The organism is Bacillus sp. PDNC022, assembly GCF_016919285.1.
Taxonomy (GTDB): Bacteria; Bacillota; Bacilli; order Bacillales; family Bacillaceae; genus Bacillus; species Bacillus safensis.
Map to the genome: position 1 here is coordinate 1,193,542 of NZ_CP070345.1, position 16,861 is coordinate 1,210,402.

The 16,861-nt window shown below is 40.5% G+C and carries 17 protein-coding genes; 2 read left to right on the forward strand and 15 right to left on the reverse strand.

What is annotated here, in order from left to right:
* The first annotated feature begins 3 nt into the window (after window positions 1-3).
* Window positions 4-255: an acyl carrier protein gene (locus JVX94_RS06250; protein ID WP_186318636.1), complete on the forward strand. Its 252-nt coding sequence runs from the start codon at window positions 4-6 to the stop codon at window positions 253-255.
* Here JVX94_RS06250 and JVX94_RS06255 read toward each other — a convergent pair.
* From JVX94_RS06255 to JVX94_RS06265, 3 genes are all read right to left on the reverse strand, one after another.
* Window positions 252-1,970 carry an ABC transporter ATP-binding protein gene (locus JVX94_RS06255; RefSeq protein WP_205184980.1) on the reverse strand — a complete coding sequence of 573 codons (1,719 nt, stop codon included), beginning with the start codon at window positions 1,968-1,970 and terminating at the stop codon, window positions 252-254. The two genes, JVX94_RS06250 and JVX94_RS06255, sit on opposite strands and share 4 nt — an antisense overlap.
* Window positions 1,967-3,736, reverse strand: coding sequence for an ABC transporter ATP-binding protein (locus JVX94_RS06260; RefSeq protein WP_186318635.1), 1,770 nt, complete (start codon window positions 3,734-3,736; stop codon window positions 1,967-1,969). Before JVX94_RS06260 ends, JVX94_RS06255 begins: the two co-directional genes overlap by 4 nt.
* Before the next feature lie 173 nt (window positions 3,737-3,909).
* A complete protein-coding gene (locus JVX94_RS06265) occupies window positions 3,910-4,830 on the reverse strand; it encodes an aminoglycoside phosphotransferase family protein (protein WP_240193808.1) in 921 nt (306 codons plus the stop codon).
* A gap of 169 nt (window positions 4,831-4,999) precedes the next feature.
* Between JVX94_RS06265 and JVX94_RS06270 the strand changes: the two genes are divergently transcribed.
* A complete protein-coding gene (locus tag JVX94_RS06270) occupies window positions 5,000-5,263 on the forward strand; it encodes an acyl carrier protein (protein ID WP_048654556.1) in 264 nt (87 codons plus the stop codon).
* Window positions 5,264-5,313: 50 nt separating this feature from the next.
* Here the strand turns inward: JVX94_RS06270 and JVX94_RS06275 are convergent, their stop codons facing one another.
* The 12 genes from JVX94_RS06275 to nusA all read right to left on the reverse strand — a co-directional run bounded on the left by JVX94_RS06275 (window position 5,314) and on the right by nusA (window position 16,841).
* The gene (locus tag JVX94_RS06275; RefSeq protein WP_205184981.1) at window positions 5,314-6,546 is read right to left on the reverse strand and encodes a M16 family metallopeptidase; all 1,233 of its coding nucleotides are present in this window, start codon (window positions 6,544-6,546) and stop codon (window positions 5,314-5,316) included.
* A 33-nt stretch (window positions 6,547-6,579) separates the two neighbouring features.
* Window positions 6,580-7,533, reverse strand: coding sequence for a polysaccharide deacetylase family protein (locus JVX94_RS06280; protein ID WP_144470516.1), 954 nt, complete (start codon window positions 7,531-7,533; stop codon window positions 6,580-6,582).
* 124 nt (window positions 7,534-7,657) lie between these two features.
* Window positions 7,658-9,775: a polyribonucleotide nucleotidyltransferase gene (gene pnp, locus JVX94_RS06285; protein WP_095408507.1), complete on the reverse strand. Its 2,118-nt coding sequence runs from the start codon at window positions 9,773-9,775 to the stop codon at window positions 7,658-7,660.
* A gap of 181 nt (window positions 9,776-9,956) precedes the next feature.
* Entirely contained in the window at window positions 9,957-10,226 is a 270-nt protein-coding gene (gene rpsO / locus JVX94_RS06290; RefSeq protein ID WP_008354438.1) for a 30S ribosomal protein S15, read from the reverse strand.
* Window positions 10,227-10,366: 140 nt separating this feature from the next.
* Window positions 10,367-11,332: a bifunctional riboflavin kinase/FAD synthetase gene (ribF, locus tag JVX94_RS06295; RefSeq protein WP_144485222.1), complete on the reverse strand. Its 966-nt coding sequence runs from the start codon at window positions 11,330-11,332 to the stop codon at window positions 10,367-10,369.
* 17 nt (window positions 11,333-11,349) lie between these two features.
* Entirely contained in the window at window positions 11,350-12,279 is a 930-nt protein-coding gene (truB, locus tag JVX94_RS06300) for a tRNA pseudouridine(55) synthase TruB (protein ID WP_205184982.1), read from the reverse strand.
* A 68-nt stretch (window positions 12,280-12,347) separates the two neighbouring features.
* Complete coding sequence (gene rbfA, locus JVX94_RS06305) at window positions 12,348-12,698, reverse strand: 30S ribosome-binding factor RbfA (RefSeq protein ID WP_007499525.1); 351 nt, start codon at window positions 12,696-12,698, stop codon at window positions 12,348-12,350.
* A 17-nt stretch (window positions 12,699-12,715) separates the two neighbouring features.
* On the reverse strand, window positions 12,716-12,994 hold the full coding sequence (locus JVX94_RS06310; protein ID WP_024424137.1) for a DUF503 domain-containing protein: 279 nt from the start codon (window positions 12,992-12,994) through the stop codon (window positions 12,716-12,718).
* Complete coding sequence (gene infB / locus JVX94_RS06315) at window positions 12,991-15,111, reverse strand: translation initiation factor IF-2 (protein ID WP_095408504.1); 2,121 nt, start codon at window positions 15,109-15,111, stop codon at window positions 12,991-12,993. The genes JVX94_RS06310 and infB overlap by 4 nt, the downstream gene beginning before the upstream one ends.
* A 19-nt stretch (window positions 15,112-15,130) precedes the next feature.
* Window positions 15,131-15,433, reverse strand: coding sequence for a YlxQ family RNA-binding protein (locus tag JVX94_RS06320; protein WP_024424138.1), 303 nt, complete (start codon window positions 15,431-15,433; stop codon window positions 15,131-15,133).
* Window positions 15,426-15,710 (reverse strand): RNase P modulator RnpM, encoded by a 285-nt coding sequence (rnpM, locus tag JVX94_RS06325; RefSeq protein WP_095408688.1) that lies wholly within the window; start codon window positions 15,708-15,710, stop codon window positions 15,426-15,428. The genes JVX94_RS06320 and rnpM overlap by 8 nt, the downstream gene beginning before the upstream one ends.
* Before the next feature lie 15 nt (window positions 15,711-15,725).
* Window positions 15,726-16,841, reverse strand: a complete 1,116-nt coding sequence (nusA, locus tag JVX94_RS06330) for a transcription termination factor NusA (RefSeq protein WP_024424140.1) — start codon at window positions 16,839-16,841, stop codon at window positions 15,726-15,728.
* Window positions 16,842-16,861 lie beyond the last annotated feature (20 nt).

A 16,861-nucleotide genomic window follows, 5' to 3' on the forward strand; every position in this document is an offset into this window, starting at 1 on the left:
GGCATGAATGAATTGACAATAACTGAAGTTGAAGAAAAAATTGTCCAGCTTGTCATGAATAAGTTGTCTCTCAATGAGCAGCCAGGCCGGGATGATAGTTTAAAAGCTTTAGGATTAAATTCTGTCCAAATCGTCTCTTTTGTTATTTCATTAGAGGACACCTTTCATATTGCCTTTGAAGACGAAGAATTACATCCCGATCACTTCCGCACCTTAGATCGACTCTTCACTTTGGTTAAAAACAAACTGACTTAAGACGCTGTAATCACCTGGGCCATAAATAAAGAGCGGTAATGCGAGGAGGCTTCCATCAGCTCCTCATGAGTACCGCAGCTTTGAACAGCACCGCCTTCAAGTACATAGATCATATCTGCATTTTGTATGGTCGATAATCTGTGTGCAATAACAAGCAAGGTTCCGCCCCCTTTGGCATCGTCTATCCCTTGTTGAACCTTCCTTTCTGTCTGCCGATCTAGCGCGGAGGTCGCCTCATCTAATATAAGTAAATCAGCCTGTTTTAAAAGTGCTCTGGCGATAGCTAATCGCTGTCTTTGTCCTCCTGAGAGGGAAATCCCTCTCTCTCCAATGACTGTGTCAAAACCTTTTTCAAGCCCTTTAATGAAGGAAAGAATTTGTGCAACTTCACAAGCCTGTTCAAGTTGTTCCTCGGTCACATCATTTAATCCCATGATTAAATTCAGGCGTATAGTGTCTGGGAAAAAATAGGGCTCTTGCGGGACAACGGCTATTCGCTTTAATAAATGAGATGGCTTTATCTCTGATAGATCAACCCCATTCACTAAAATTCCCCCGCTATCTGGCTGGTAAAGTCCAAGTGTAAGCTTTGAGATTGTCGATTTCCCGCTGCCGCTCGCTCCAACAATCGCCACTTTCCTTCCCTTTGGAATATGAAGATTCAAGCCGTCTAAAGCGCCTTTAGATGTTTGTTCATAAGAAAAGCAAACATTTTCAAACACCACGTCTTCTACAGCATCTATTCGTTTTGTTCCTTTTTCTTCGTTTTCCATTTGCAGTACTTCTGCGATTCGATGAACAGATGCACGCTGCTGGAAAAATTCAAATACATACTGGAATAACTCTTGATAACTCTTCATTAATTGAGATGCGTATTGGTAAATGACGACAAATAAACCGATGGACATGCTTCCTGCTGCTACTTGATATGTGCCAAACACTAGAACTGATAGGATCCCAAACCATTTCAATGGCTCTGTTAAAAAAAGAAGCTTGTTTTGAAACTTTCCTTCCTTCATGACACGATCCATCATTTTGTTAAATAGCTTTTCATACAAACCGATTTCCCACTTGCGTCGATCAAATGCGACAACTTCCCTTGTAGAAGAAATTCCTTCTTCCACATGCACGAATAGGTCTGATTTTCTCTCCTGCACATCTTTTGCTATGTTTGTTGCCGTTTTCGCCATTTTTTTACCGACTATGAAATAACAAGCGCTTGCAAAAAGAAGCAAGAAAAATAAGACAGAACTCACAGATAGTAAAATGATAGATAAAACAACGGCCATAAAAATCGTTTGTACAATTTTCGGTATATGTAAAGCAGCCGTAACAGCAACTGTCTTCACATCTTGATTCAGCTTGTGTAAATAAAAACTAACAGGGTGAGTTTTATATGATCTCATGGATACTTGCTGAAGCTGATCTAACATCATTTTCTGCAATGAATGGTGGATAGTCAGATAGTTTTTATGCATCACATATGGGCTGGCAACAAACATCACAACATATACAAAAAATATAATGGCAAACAGCATCAAGATTTGGGAGAAATGCTGACTGATACCACTATGCAAAAGAACATCATCAATGAGCCACTTTTGCAGTCCTATCATGGCTAAATTAGCTGCTGCTTCAATCAAAACGAGTAAAAGAGCAAGGATGAGCATCCATTTTTGCCTTGTGATCAAAAGAAACAGCCAATTTTTTCTCATGTTACACCTGCCTCCTTTTCTGAGCGGTCAGACGCTAATTGGTAAAAATGCCCCTTTTTCCTCATCAATTCATTAAATTGTCCAGCCTCTAACACACAACCATCTTCTATCAAAATAATTCTGTCAAAATGTTTGACCGTTGATAAACGATGCGCAACTGCAATGACAGTAGATTCCTTAAATGTTTGGTGTAATGCCTGCTGGACTTTTTGCTCACTGACATTATCAAGAGATGCTGTGGCTTCGTCGAGTAATACAACACTTGGATTCTTAGCAAATAGCCTGGCAATCGCTATTTTTTGTTTTTGCCCGCCGGAAAGTTTTAATCCCCTTTCCCCGAGTATGGTGTCGTATCCATCTTCTAATTCTTTTATAAATGAATCACAGTCTGCTTTTTTTGCGGCTTCAATGATCTGTTGATCTGAAAGACTTGTATCTCCAAAACGAATATTGTCCTTTACACTCATGTTAAATAAGAACGTTTCTTGAAAAACAAATCCCATCGCATCTCTTATTTGACTAGTAGATAAACGGCGCAAATCGACTCCATTCATTGTAATCACCCCTGATGAGGGATCATAAAAACGTCCAATTAGCTTAAGAAGCGATGTTTTTCCTCCGCCGCTCGTACCGACCAGCGCTACTTTTTCCCCCTGCCGAATATGTAGATTCATCCCTTTTAATAAAGGAGGATGATTTGGATAATGAAAATCGACGTCATGAAAGACGATATCGCCTTCTACACGATCAAGGTGCACCGGCTGCTGAGGCTCTTTAATATCAGGTGTTTTTTTCATAAAATGATATAAAGGTTCAATTTGAAAGGTTAATATTCGTTGTTCTGTTAAAAGTGTGACAATGGAAGTAAGCATATGCATCGCTGAAAAATAATATAGTATATATGCCACAAAACCACCTGTCGTTAGCTGTCCAGTCTTTACAAGGTGGACACCGATAACAAAAGTGGCAAGAGCACCAATATAATAAGTCAACCTGCGGTTGCTTCCTCGTAAATAGGCGAAAAAAACATTTTTTTCATGATCTTGGCGCACTTTTTCATGTAATGTTTGAATCCGTTCCATATCCCATTTCATATAGCCTAAAATTCTAAGCTCTTCCATCGAAGCAAGACTTTCGTATAATTTTGTTTGCAGCGTGCGAAAACCTTCCGCACTTTGTCTACCGTAGATCGTTGCCTTTTTTTCAAGCCATGGTCCGAAGACATAGTAGAGTATAAAACTTGGAATGATGATTAGTGTGAGAAAAATAGAAATGTTTATCATAAAGTAAAGTGAGATGGCGATAAATAATATCTGATTGATAAATTGTGGGAAGTATCGTCTGTAAATTTCTTGTACAGCTCGTGTCTGTGTGTTAACAAAGGAGAGTGTTTCACTAACAGAATGTTGTTCGTAGTATGAGAAACCAAGTTGACGAATTTGCTGGAAGGCAGCAAATTGTGAATCTCTTGAGGCTTGTTCAATTAATTTTCTTTGCCATAAATTTCGTGCGGCTGTCAGTATAATACCAAGTACAATTAAGCCAGTCAGTCCTAACAATAAACCATTCATTTTTGAAAAGTCTTTTGCTGGCAAAATGGTCTCAATAAAATATTGAATAAATTTCGGTATTATGAGCTCGCTCAAGGTAATAACGAAACCACTCATAATAACTAGAATCACTTTACCTGTATAAGGCTTTAAGAATGAAAGTGTCCATAAATAAACACGCCATAACTGCTTTGAACCCTTGTCGATTTGTTTCAATCCATCACCAGCCTTTTGCTCTTTTTCAACAAAAAACGGAATTTTTTTACATCTTTTTCGATCCTTGTTTGGATTATATAAAATGTTTTTAGTCATGACAATGTGTAATTTGTATCATTATAACAAAAAAGACAGTGACTTCCATCACTGCCTAATCGTCCTATATTTCACTGTTATCTAGTGATACGCGCATACCACTCAGGCTCTATTTGATTAAAATAATCATGATCTTTTAGCACATTTTCTAGTCTTTCAATCATCTCATCCATTTGACCCGGATCGAATTTAATGACCCACATAATCGATGAAAAGATACTCATTGCGACATAAACAGAGTAAAGCAGCCAAAAGTCATCTGGAATGTTCCCATCAAAATATCCATTGATTTGACCAGCCGAAAAGGCTTCACTAGTTTCTCTGCTGAAAAGAGCTACTTTATAAAAATCGTGAATGGGATCTCCCCAATCAAAATTGTTAAAATCTATAACACCTGCATATTTATTATTGTTTACAATAATGTTCCCTAAATGAAAATCATCGTGCTGAAATTGATTAGGCCTGCCTTTCACAATATCTATGTGCTTTGCTATAAACTGAGCCACTTTTTCATCCCCTTCAAGGGAGATACCGCTTTCCCGATAAGCCGTTAAATATCGATGATGCTTTTTCATGACACGATCTTCCCAAGATTCGATGTGTGAAGGTGCCGGATATTTATGCATATTTCGTAAATCCTGACCTGCACTTACCCCGAGAGCATACTGCTTTTCTTCCGTTAACTGACTCATGATTTCTTTTGCTTCCTGGCCTTCTATAAACGATAAAATATAGTACACTTGCTGTTTTGCTTCTAGAACACCGATGTCCACTGGATCAGCACACTGAACACCGTGACGTCTTAATTCATATAGCAGCTCAAACTGCGTCTTTATTTTGCCATACTGGTCTTGATCTGTGAATCGAAGGACATATTTTTCACCTGATACCGTAGTCATGACCCATTTTTCATCCCGAGAATACCCTTTATCGATCTGGTCTATGATGACTGCTTCTTTTAATAAGGGAATGTGCTGCATAAGGTCTGTTTTATTCATGGATTGATTCATCCTTCCAGTCTCTTTTCTTCTCACTCTACCAAATATTTCATTTGAATAGAATGATCAACAATTCCTATTTATGTCGAAACTGCTTTACAATGTTTTTCCATTCTAATATAGTTAATTTATGTAAATGATAGAAAATTTGTAAAAGGGAGCGTTGCAGATGAAAGAAACGACGGATGTCCTTTCACTTTCAAGTCAAGTAAAAGATTTGGTTCTGCGTTCTTTGGATGATAGCAGCAAGGTTTCTATTGGTGCAGATGAAGAATTAACAAATCACGGTCTCGATTCGATTAAAGCAGTTTCACTCATTTTGGAATTAGAAGAGGTTTTTGATATTCAATTTGCAGATGAGGAATTACTGACAGAGCACTTTTCGACAATCAATAAAATTGTTCATCAGCTGCAAAACAAGTTAGCTGATTAATCTTTTTGCATGAAAAAAAGGCATCTCTTTAAAAGACATGCCTTTTTTGTTTAAGCAGAAGGTACATCACCCGTCGGACTAATAAGCGAGAGCGCATAATCTTCTGTAAATATGCGTTTAGATAAGTTATTCACGCCGTCTAATGTGACGTTGTTGATTTCGTCAATAATTTCATCGAGTGTCCGATGTTTACCAAGGAGCAGTTCATTTTTACCGTTTCGGCTCATCTTGCTGTTTGTGCTTTCAAGGCTGAGCATGAGATTGCCTTTCATTTGCTCCTTAGAGTTCTCTAGTTCTTTCTGCGTGATTCCCTCACGCTTTAAGACGTCTAATGTTTGTAAGATGGTCTCAGAAAGCAGGTTAAGCTGCTTCGCTCCAGTTCCGCCATAAATCGTCAGCATTCCATTGTCTGCAAATGAACTGTGATAGCTGAAGACAGAATAAGCAAGTCCTTTGTCCTCTCTTACATCTTGGAATAACCGGCTGCTCATGCTTCCGCCAAGAACATTATTTAAGACGATTAGGTCATAGATGCCCTTATCTCCAGCTGGAAGGCCATTAAAGCCCAGGCAGAGGTGCGCTTGTTCCGTTTCCTTTTTGCGTGTGAGCTTGTCATAATGAAATGCTGGAGCTTCTACAGGCTGCTTTTTCCCTTTTCCTTCATAAGAGCCAAATAGCTTTTCAACCTCACGAATAAAGGTCTCATCTACGTTCCCTGCAACAGAGATCACGACGCGGTCCGGGGTATAGAATTCATCCATATATTTTCTAAGTGAGTCTCCGTTAAAGGTTGAGAGTGTTTCCTCTGTTCCTAAAATCGGATATCCTAATGAATGATCACCATAAATGGCTTTGCTTAATAAATCATGAACGATGTCATCAGGTGTATCCTCATACATTTTAATTTCTTCGTACACCACATTTTTTTCTTTTTTCAGCTCTTCTTCATCAAAAGATGAGTGAAAGAACATGTCGCTTAATACATCGAGGGCATAGCCAGCATGTGAATCAAGCACCTTTGCATAGTAGCAAGTGTATTCTTTTGATGTAAAGGCATTCACCTGACCACCAATGCGGTCAAAGGATTCTGCGATATCACGTGCAGATCTTGTCTTTGTCCCTTTAAAGAACATATGCTCTAAAAAGTGTGAGATCCCATTAATTTCAGGTGTCTCATGTCTAGAGCCTGTTCCAATCCAGACGCCAATTGCGACAGACCTTACAGTGGGATTGTTTTCGAGTACAATTCTTACTCCGTTTTGGCAAGTATACGTTTTGACCAAGTTTTGCTCCTCCTATTCAACAAACAGATCGCATCACGGATGTCTTTTTTCACTTAGGAGGTCTGAAACCGTCCCTAATTCATATCCTCTTTCCTTGATTTGAGTGATAAGTGCGTCAAGACTTTTCGCCGTTGCATCTGTTGGATGCATTAATATCATCGCCCCATTGTGAATTTTCCCAAGCACCCGCTTTTGTAAAATAGCCGGTGATGGTTTTTGCCAGTCGATCGTGTCCACTGTCCACATAATGGTTTCCATGCCTTCTTGTTTGGCAAGCTTGACTGTTTCATCTTTAAAGCTGCCGCTTGGAGGCGCAAACCATTTTGGTTTCTTCCCAAGGGATTCTTCAATTTGGCGATTTGTTTTCGTTATCTGCTCTAATGCTCGTTCTCTTGTCAGTGTGCGCATATCTGGGTGATTGTATGAATGATTTCCAATTTCATGACCATCTGCCACGATTTTTTTAGCAAGCTCTGTGCTTTTTTTCACCCATTTGCCCTCTAAGAAAAAGGTCGCCTTGACTTGATGCTTTTCGAGCGTCTTTAACATGTTGATTAAATGCTCGTCACCCCAAGCCACATTGATCAAGAATGCGTTCATTTTTTTATCTGGATGCCCTTTATAAATGGGCTCAGCACCAAGCTCATGTAAATGAGTAGATGGCTTTGTTTCTTTCAACACAAGCAGCTTTTCATCGAATGTTCCTTGTTTCTTCATTTTTTCGTAAGAAGCATCGATATCGACTGTCTGTCCATTTAAGCCAGGCATCTTTTTCCACACTTTATCAATCTTAGCATTTTGCGCCTTTACTTCATAGTCAGAAGACTTCGATTCAATCTCCTGATATAAAATATCTTTTGAAACAGATGCAACCTCGGCATGCTCTTTCATTGATTCAATATATGTAACAGCAGCCGGCTGCTTCATCGTTTGATAAGACACGAGCAGTAAAAATACAAACACAATGAATGGTAACGTTTTTTTCAATGGTTGTCCCTCCCCTTTACCACAAATTATGATGGGGAGAAACAAGCTAGAACTATTGTTAGCGCAAGAAAAGAAAGAAGCCTGGCACGGATACCTGGCTTCTAACACATTTTATTTGATCTCATTAAGACTGCTTTTCTTCTTTTTCCTTTTCTTCACGTAAAACAGCTTTGCGAGAAAGGTTCACACGGCCTTGTTTATCGATTTCAGTGACTTTGACAAGTAATTCATCGCCAATTTTCACGACATCTTCTACTTTGCCCACACGCTCAAGCGCAAGCTCAGAAATATGAACAAGTCCATCTTTTCCACTGAAGATTTCAAGGAAGGCACCGAATTTTTCAATGCGTTTTACTTTACCTAGATAAAGCTGTCCTACTTCAACTTCTCTCACAAGATCTTCAATGATTTTCTTCGCTTTTTGGTTCATATCTTCTTCTGTAGAAGAAATAAAGATTGTACCATCTTGTTCGATATCAATTTTCACACCGGTATCTTCAATGATTTTATTGATTTGTTTACCGCTTGGTCCAATGACATCGCGAATTTTATCCGGATTGATCGTCATCGTTAAGATTTTTGGTGCATAACGAGACAATTCTCCTCTAGAAGCAGGAAGCGTTGACAGCATGCTGTCTAAGATTTCCATTCTCCCTTTTTTCGCTTGTTGAAGAGCCTCTTCTAAGATGTCTTTTGATAGACCATCGATTTTGATGTCCATTTGAAGTGCTGTTACACCTTTTGATGTACCTGCCACTTTAAAGTCCATATCTCCAAGTGCATCTTCCATTCCTTGAATGTCTGTCAACACTGTGTAGTATTCACCAGATTTCACAAGTCCCATTGCAATCCCTGCAACTGGTGCTTTAATTGGAACACCCGCATCCATCATCGCAAGTGTGCTTGCGCAAATACTTGCTTGTGAAGTAGATCCGTTTGATTCTAATACCTCTGAAACGAGGCGAACCGTATAAGGGAAATCTTTTTCGGATGGAATGACTGGTTCTAGTGCACGTTCACCTAGTGCGCCATGTCCGATCTCACGACGGCCTGGACCGCGCATTGGACCTGTTTCACCAACACTGAATTGCGGGAAGTTGTAATGGTGCATAAAGCGTTTTGATTCTTCAACACCTAGACCATCAAGAATTTGCACATCGCCAAGTGCACCTAAAGTACAAATACTGAGCGCCTGTGTTTGTCCTCTTGTAAATAGGCCTGAACCGTGCGTTCTTGGCAGAAGTCCTACTTCTGAAGAAAGTGGACGGATTTGATCTACGCCGCGTCCATCTGGACGTACTTTCTCTTCAGTGATTAAACGGCGAACTTCGTTTTTGACAAGCTTGTTTAAGACATCTTTCGCTTGTTTAATCGTCGCTTCGTCACGTTCTTCTGCTTCAAACTTCTCTACTACAGCTTTTTTCACAGCACTGATTGCATCCTCACGCGCATGCTTCTCATGTACTTGAATCGCTTTCAGCAGGTCAGCTTCAGCAAGTGCTTTTACTTCGTCTGCTAACGTTTGATCAACTTCATATAAAGGAATATCGATTTTTTCTTTACCGACTGCCTTCACAATTTCTTCTTGGAATTCAATTAAGCGTTTGATCTCTTGGTGACCGTACATGATCGCTTCAAGCATTGTTTCTTCCGGTACTTCATCAGCACCAGCTTCTACCATGTTGATCGCATCTTTTGTTCCGGCAACCACAAGATTGATGTCACTTTGTTCAAGCTGCTCCACATTTGGGTTAATGATCAGCTTTCCATCCACTCGTCCTACTGTAACGCCGGCGATTGGTCCCTCAAATGGAATGTCAGACACACATAAAGCTAAAGATGAGCCAAACATTGCAGCCATTTCAGATGAGCAATCTTGATCCACACTCATGACGATACTAATGACTTGTACTTCGTTTCTAAATCCATCTGCAAACAGCGGACGAATTGGTCTGTCAATTAAGCGGCTCGCAAGGATAGCCTTTTCACTTGGACGGCCTTCTCTTTTAATGAAGCCGCCAGGAATTTTACCTACTGCGTATAGTCTTTCTTCGTAGTTCACAGTGAGCGGGAAGAAATCAAGTGGTTTTGGTTCTTTAGAAGCTGTTGCTGAGCTAAGCACAGCCGTATCTCCGTAGCGTACGAGGACCGCTCCGTTTGCTTGCTTTGCAAGCTGGCCAGTTTCAACTGTCAGTTGACGTCCAGCCCAGTCTATGGTGAAGACATGTTTCTCTTGTCCCATTCTGAGATAAACTCCTCTCTTATCGTAAAGTTTTAGTTAGTTCTTATTATGAACAAAATGATTTTCACATATCAATGTGAAAGCTGTATGTAGAAGGGTTTTTGCCATTCTTTCAACATTTTAACCATAAAATATTAGTGATTATACGATAAAAAAGCGGGAATCCTCCCGCTTTTTACGATTATCGACGTAAGCCTAGTTTGTTAATTAACTCACGGTAACGAGTTACGTCTTTATTACGTAGATACGTAAGAAGATTACGACGTCTACCTACCATTTTCAAAAGACCGCGACGTGAGTGGTGATCTTTCTTATGAGTACGTAAATGCTCGTTCAAGTTGTTAATTGATTCTGTTAGGACAGCGATCTGAACTTCTGGAGATCCAGTATCAGATTCGTGTGTTTTGAACTCATTAATTAATTGCGTTTTACGCTCTTGAGTAATTGCCATCCTGTTTCACCTCCAAATCATGTTAGCCCCATCTACCTCGCAACCGTCGGTGAAGTCGGTTTGCCAAGTAAGTGGTTTTAAAGCTACAGGAATAATCATACTAAAAATATGCTGAATTTGCAAATGGTAGAGCAGTTTTTCTATGATTTTTTTGTTTGTTTTAGCTGATCTTGAAAAAACTGAATCGCTTCTTCTTTATCTTGGCTGATTTGAGCCGTCAGCTCCTGGATTCCGTTAAATTTTCGTTCACTGCGAATGCGCTTGAACCATTGTAATTTAATCGGCTGGCCATATATTTCTTCATTAAAATCAAAAAGGTTTACTTCAATGGCAGGCTGATCAGGACGCTTTTCATAGAATGTTGGTTTATAGCCAACGTTACAAACGCCGTCATATTCTTTGCCTTTCACTTCTGCTCTTACTGCATATACCCCTGTTGGCGGAATAATGTATTCAGCAGATAAGCCGACATTAGCTGTCGGAAAACCGATCGTCCGTCCGCGTTTGTCTCCATGGATGACAATACCACGAAGCTGATAAGGTTTTCCTAATAGCTCGCTCACATATTCTACATCCCCATTTTTTAATGCGGAACGGATGAGAGTGGAGCTGACTTTTCGGTCTTGATTGGAAAGCTTAGGTACAATAGTTGCCGTGATACGCCCTTTTCCGTATTCATCGAACGTTTCCATTGTGCCTGCACCAAAACGGCCAAACGTAAAATCAAACCCCGCTACTGCGTGCTTCACATTCAGTTCATCCAAATATTGATCCACAAACTCTTGAGGAGATAGTGCTGCAAAACTCTCGCTGAATTGCACGATGTATAAATAGTCAGCGCCCAGCTGTTCGATGAAATCAATTTTATCCTCAAGCGGTGTAATTAAGTCTTTTGGTTCCCGTGCCTTTTGCAAAACATGTGATGGGTGCGGATGAAAGGTCATAACCGCTAAGACCAATCCTTCTTTTTTCGCAATGCTTTTTGCTTCATCAATGACTTTTTGATGCCCGAGGTGAACACCGTCAAAGTAGCCCAAAGCCATGACAGATGGGACTTGATTCTTTTGATTCAATGTATGTGGGTGTGAAATATGTATAGTCTTCACGAGATGTCACCTTTTCTTTAAGATTGCTTGTCCTGAGATAAGATCTTCGCCGGCTTCATCAGGTTCTGTTTGGTCGGGTGCTTCATATATATCGCCAGACAACGACCTGAAGGAGCAAATACAGCGACACGATCCTCCTCTGCGAAATGAGCAAATTCATCAGGCATTGGCAGGACTGCACCGTTTTCCACTTTACTTGCTAATGTATCATTTATCTCCCATTTCGGCAAATGATTGAGCGCACGCTCGATCGGGACAAGGTGCTCATCTACAGTTCCATCCTCACTTATATCTCGCAGCTCATCCAGCGTGATACATTCATCAAGTGTAAAATCGCCAGACCCTGTGCGAATGAGATGTGACATGTGAGCTGGAAACCCTAGTTTCTTCCCGATATCAACCGCTAAAGTTCTCACATACGTTCCCTTTGAGCATAGAACGGTGAATCTAAATGACACGCTACCATCCTTATATGTGACAGGTGTTGTCCGCTCGATACGGTGAATGGTAATTTCACGGCTCGGCCGCTCGATTTCAATGCCTTCTCTTGCATATTCATAGAGCTTTTTCCCGCCAATTTTCACAGCAGAAAACATGGGAGGAATTTGTTCAATGGTTCCTTCAAACTGCTTCAGCGCCGCATCAATTTCTTTTTCTGAGATCGGTTTTTCCACCTTTTTCACTTCTACGATCTCACCTGTTTGGTCTTCTGTTGTTGTAGAAAAGCCAATCGTGATTTCCGCATCATACGTTTTCGATTTATCTGTTAAGTATTCTACGATCTTCGTTGCTCTTCCGATACAAATAGGCAGAACACCTGAAACCTCTGGGTCAAGGGTGCCTGTATGTCCAACTTTTTTTGTGTGCAAGATCTTTCTTACTTTAAACACACAGTCGTGAGAGGTCATGCCTCTTTCTTTATGTAATAAAAGAACACCATTTATCATCTGCGTTCTCTCCTTTCATAAACGATGAAAAAGGACAGACGATCATCGCCTATCCTTATTTCAACGTCTTATTCGTGATCTTTTGTGTTTAATTCAGCAATCAGGCTTTCAATTCGGTTTCCGTAATCTACGGATTCGTCGAATTCAAAATGCAGTTCTGGTGTTTTGCGAAGTCTGATTCGATTGCCAATTTCAGAGCGGATATACCCTTTGGCCTTTGCAAGGCCTTTTAAGGTTTCCTCCCTTTTCTTCTCGTCGCCAAGAACAGAAATGTAGACTTTGGCAATTTGCAAATCACCGGATACTTCGACATCAGTTACAGTCAAAAAGCCGATTCTTGGATCTTTTAGCTTTCTGCCTAAGATGTCGCCCAATTCTTTTTTCATTTGCTCACCCACACGGGTTGCTCTCATACTCATGATCTTATCACCTCTAATTAAAACCACTCAGTTTTCGTGATCGTTCGTTCAATTTCAGGAAAAGAATCGATAAAGCTTAATACACGCTGAAGCTCCTTTTCCACTTGAACCCGAGATGAGGAAATCACGGCGATTCCGATTGATGTACGCTGCCATGTATCCTGGTAATCCATTTCAGCAATGGTTACATTGAATTTATGACGCGTTCTTGTCAATATACGCTGAAGAACCGCACGTTTTTCCTTCAGTGAGGATGCATCATAGATCATACACTCACATTCGGTATAACCGATCATTTTCTTTCAATTTCTTGCATAACGAATGATTCCATAACATCACCTTCACGGATATCATTGTATTTCTTAATGGTAATACCACATTCATAGCCTTGTGAAACTTCTTTCACATCATCTTTAAATCGTTTTAACACGTCAACTTCGCCTTCAAAAATAACGACGCCGTCACGGATTAAGCGGATTCCGCTATCTCTTGTAATCGTTCCTTCAGTCACATAGCCGCCTGCAATTGTACCGATTTTAGATACTTTGAACGTTTGACGAACTTCAACTTGACCGATAACTTTTTCTTCATATTCAGGGTCAAGCATCCCTTTCATCGCAGCTTCAATTTCATCGATGACTTTATAGATAATGCGGTGCAAGCGGATATCTACGTTCTCTGTATCAGCTGTGCTCTTCGCATTTCCGTCAGGGCGTACATTAAAACCGATCACGATGGCATTAGAAGCACTTGCTAAAATGATATCTGATTCTGTAATCGCTCCAACACCCGTATGGATGATTTTCACTTTTACGCCTTCTACTTCAATTTTTTGAAGAGCTGCCGTCAATGCTTCAGCAGAACCTTGTACGTCTGCTTTTACGATTAAGTTGATATCTTTTACTTCACCTTGTTTGATTTGCTCAAATAGGTCGTCTAGAGATAATTTCGCTTTATCTGAACGTTGTTCGTCCAGCTGCTTAGAAGCACGCGCCTCACCGACTTGACGAGCTGTTTTTTCATCTTTGAATACGAGGAACTGATCCCCTGCATTCGGTACATCATTTAAACCAGTGATTTCAACAGGTGTAGATGGTCCTGCTGTTTTCACGCGGCGGCCGATGTCATTGACCATTGCACGTACACGGCCAAATGTATTTCCAACAACAATTGGGTCACCTACATGAAGTGTACCTGTTTGAACAAGGAGGGTTGCAACAGAACCTCTTCCTTTATCAAGCTCAGCCTCGATGACAGTCCCTTTTGCCGCACGATTTGGGTTGGCTTTCAGTTCTGCAACTTCGCTGACAAGAAGGATCATTTCGATCAATTCGTCAATGCCTTCACCTGTTTTTGCAGATAGTGGAACGAAGATCGTTTCACCGCCCCAAGCTTCTGGTACAAGACCATGCTCAGTTAACTCCTGCATCACACGGTCAGGGTTCGCTGTTGGTTTGTCAATTTTGTTGACAGCGACAATGATTGGCACTTCTGCCGCTTTTGCATGGTTGATGGCTTCAATTGTTTGCGGCATAACACCATCATCTGCTGCAACGACTAGAATTGTCGTATCCGTTACTTCGGCACCACGTGCACGCATCGTTGTAAATGCTGCGTGTCCAGGTGTATCAAGGAACGTAATTTTTTTGCCGTTTTCTTCAATTTGATATGCACCGATATGCTGCGTGATTCCACCTGCTTCGCCTTCGACGACTTTTGTCTTACGAATGCTGTCAAGAAGAGTTGTTTTCCCGTGGTCAACGTGTCCCATGATCGTCACAACTGGAGGGCGTACTTGCATATCTTCTTCTTTATCTTCAACTTCATACTTTTCAAGTTCAGTTTCTTCTAAAATGATGACTTCCTCAACTGGAACACCATATTCAGAAGCGATTAATTCAACTGTATCTTTATCAAGTTCTTGGTTGATCGTTGCCATGACACCAAGCATCATCAGCTTTTTGATGATTTCAGCTGTTTCTTTTCCAAGCTCATCAGCCAGCTGGCCGACGGTCATTGAATTTGTAAATTCAATTTTTTCAGGAAGCTCTTTTTTAGGCTTCACAGGTCTAGCTTGCTGATGCTGCGGTTTGTTATTTCCACCGCGTTTGTTTTTGTTTTTATTTTGGTTGTTGTTTTTTTTGTTTTTATTAAATTGATTATTCTGCACGTCATTCTTCTTTCTATCATTGTTTTTGTTAGATGATTGTTTTTTTTGTTCTGCGGGTTTCTCGTTAGCTGTCTCTTTTGCTTTGGCTTTTTTATAGATAGCGTCTAGCTTTTTCACAGTGTCGTCTTCAAGCGTCGCCATGTGGTTGTTCACTTCCACGTTCATATCCTTAAGCGCTGCTATAATATCTTTACTTGAAACATCTATGGCTTTTGCGTATTCATATACTCTCACTTTAGCCATTCGTTCACCCCCAAATAAATTAATCGAGCAAGCTTATGAGCTTCTTAGCGAAGCCTTGGTCAGTGACAGCGACAACTACGCGAGCTTCTTTCCCAATAGAACGTCCGAGAACGGAACGGTCTTCAACTTTTCTAACCGGAACATTATAAAATTTGCATTTGTCAGATACCTTTTTCTCTGTGTTAGATGAGGCATCTGCTGCAAGAAGAACCAGCTTAGCACGCGCATGTCTAATTTCTTTGATCACCAGATCTTCTCCTGACACGACTTTACGAGCTCGATTTGCTAGACCAAGCAAAGGATACCATTCAGATTCATTCATTTGGTTTTTTCACCTTTTCAGCTAGTTCTAGTAATTCTTCAAATATGTGTTCGTCAATCTGTGTCTGAAATTGCTGCTGTAAACTGCGTTTGTTCTTTGCCGCAAGAATGGTTTCTTTATCGAGAGAAAGGTAAGCTCCGCGTCCGTTCTTTTTTCCGGTTGCGTCAACAGACACTTCACCTTCTTTAGAACGAACAACACGGATCAGTTCTTTCTTTGGTTTCATTTCTCCCGTCACGACACATTTTCTAAGCGGGATTTTTTTTCGGCTATTCACCTTTAACATCACCTCTTATTCGTCAGATTCCTCAGCTACTGGTTCAGCCTCTAAGAAAAGAGATTCAGAGTCTTCAGTTCTTGGGAAAATACCGAGTTCCCTTGCATCTGTTTCGCTTTTAATGTCAATTTTCCAGCTAGTCAGCTTTGCTGCAAGACGAGCATTTTGACCTCTTTTACCAATCGCTAATGACAGCTGGTAATCAGGGACAATGACTGTTGTCGCCTTGTCTTCTTCATTCACAATGACATCAAGTACTTTTGATGGACTCAGCGCATTGGCAACAAATTCAACCGGGTCATTAGACCAATGGACAATGTCAATTTTTTCGCCTTTTAGCTCATTGACAATTGCTTGTACACGCTGACCTTTTGGTCCAACACATGAGCCAACTGGATCAACATCAGGATCATCTGTACGAACAGATATTTTAGAACGGTCCCCAGCTTCTCTAGCAACCGATTTAAGCTCTACAGTACCATCATAAATTTCTGGCACTTCAATTTCAAATAAACGCTTTAAAAGACCTGGATGTGTTCTAGACACATAAATTTGCGGTCCTTTAGTTGTTTTTTCCACTTTTGTAATGAACACTTTAATGCGGTCATGCGGTTTGTATTCCTCATTTGGCATTTGTTCATTGACAGGAAGAAGGGCTTCGATTTTGCCAAGTGACACGTAAATGAATTTACTGTCAATTCGCTGAACGATTCCCGTCATAATGTCTTCCTCGCGGTCGATGAACTCAGTGTAGATCACACCACGCTCTGCTTCTCTCACTCGCTGCGTCACAACTTGTTTCGCTGTCTGAGCTGCAATGCGTCCGAAGTCTTTTGGTGTGACTTCAATCTCAACGACGTCACCAACCATGTAATTCGGGTTAATATTGGCTGCATCATCTACTGAGATTTCAAGGCGAGAATCATACACTTCATCTACAACATCTTTTCTTGCGAACACACGAATCGTTCCCGTTTCGCGGTTTAAATCAACACGAACATTTTGCGCTTGATTAAAGTTACGCTTATATGCAGAAATGAGTGCAGCTTCTATTGCTTCAATTATAATTTCTTTACTAATACCCTTCTCTTTCTCAAGAACAGTCAGGGCATCTAACAACTCACTACTCATTTTTATGGTTCCCCCTTATA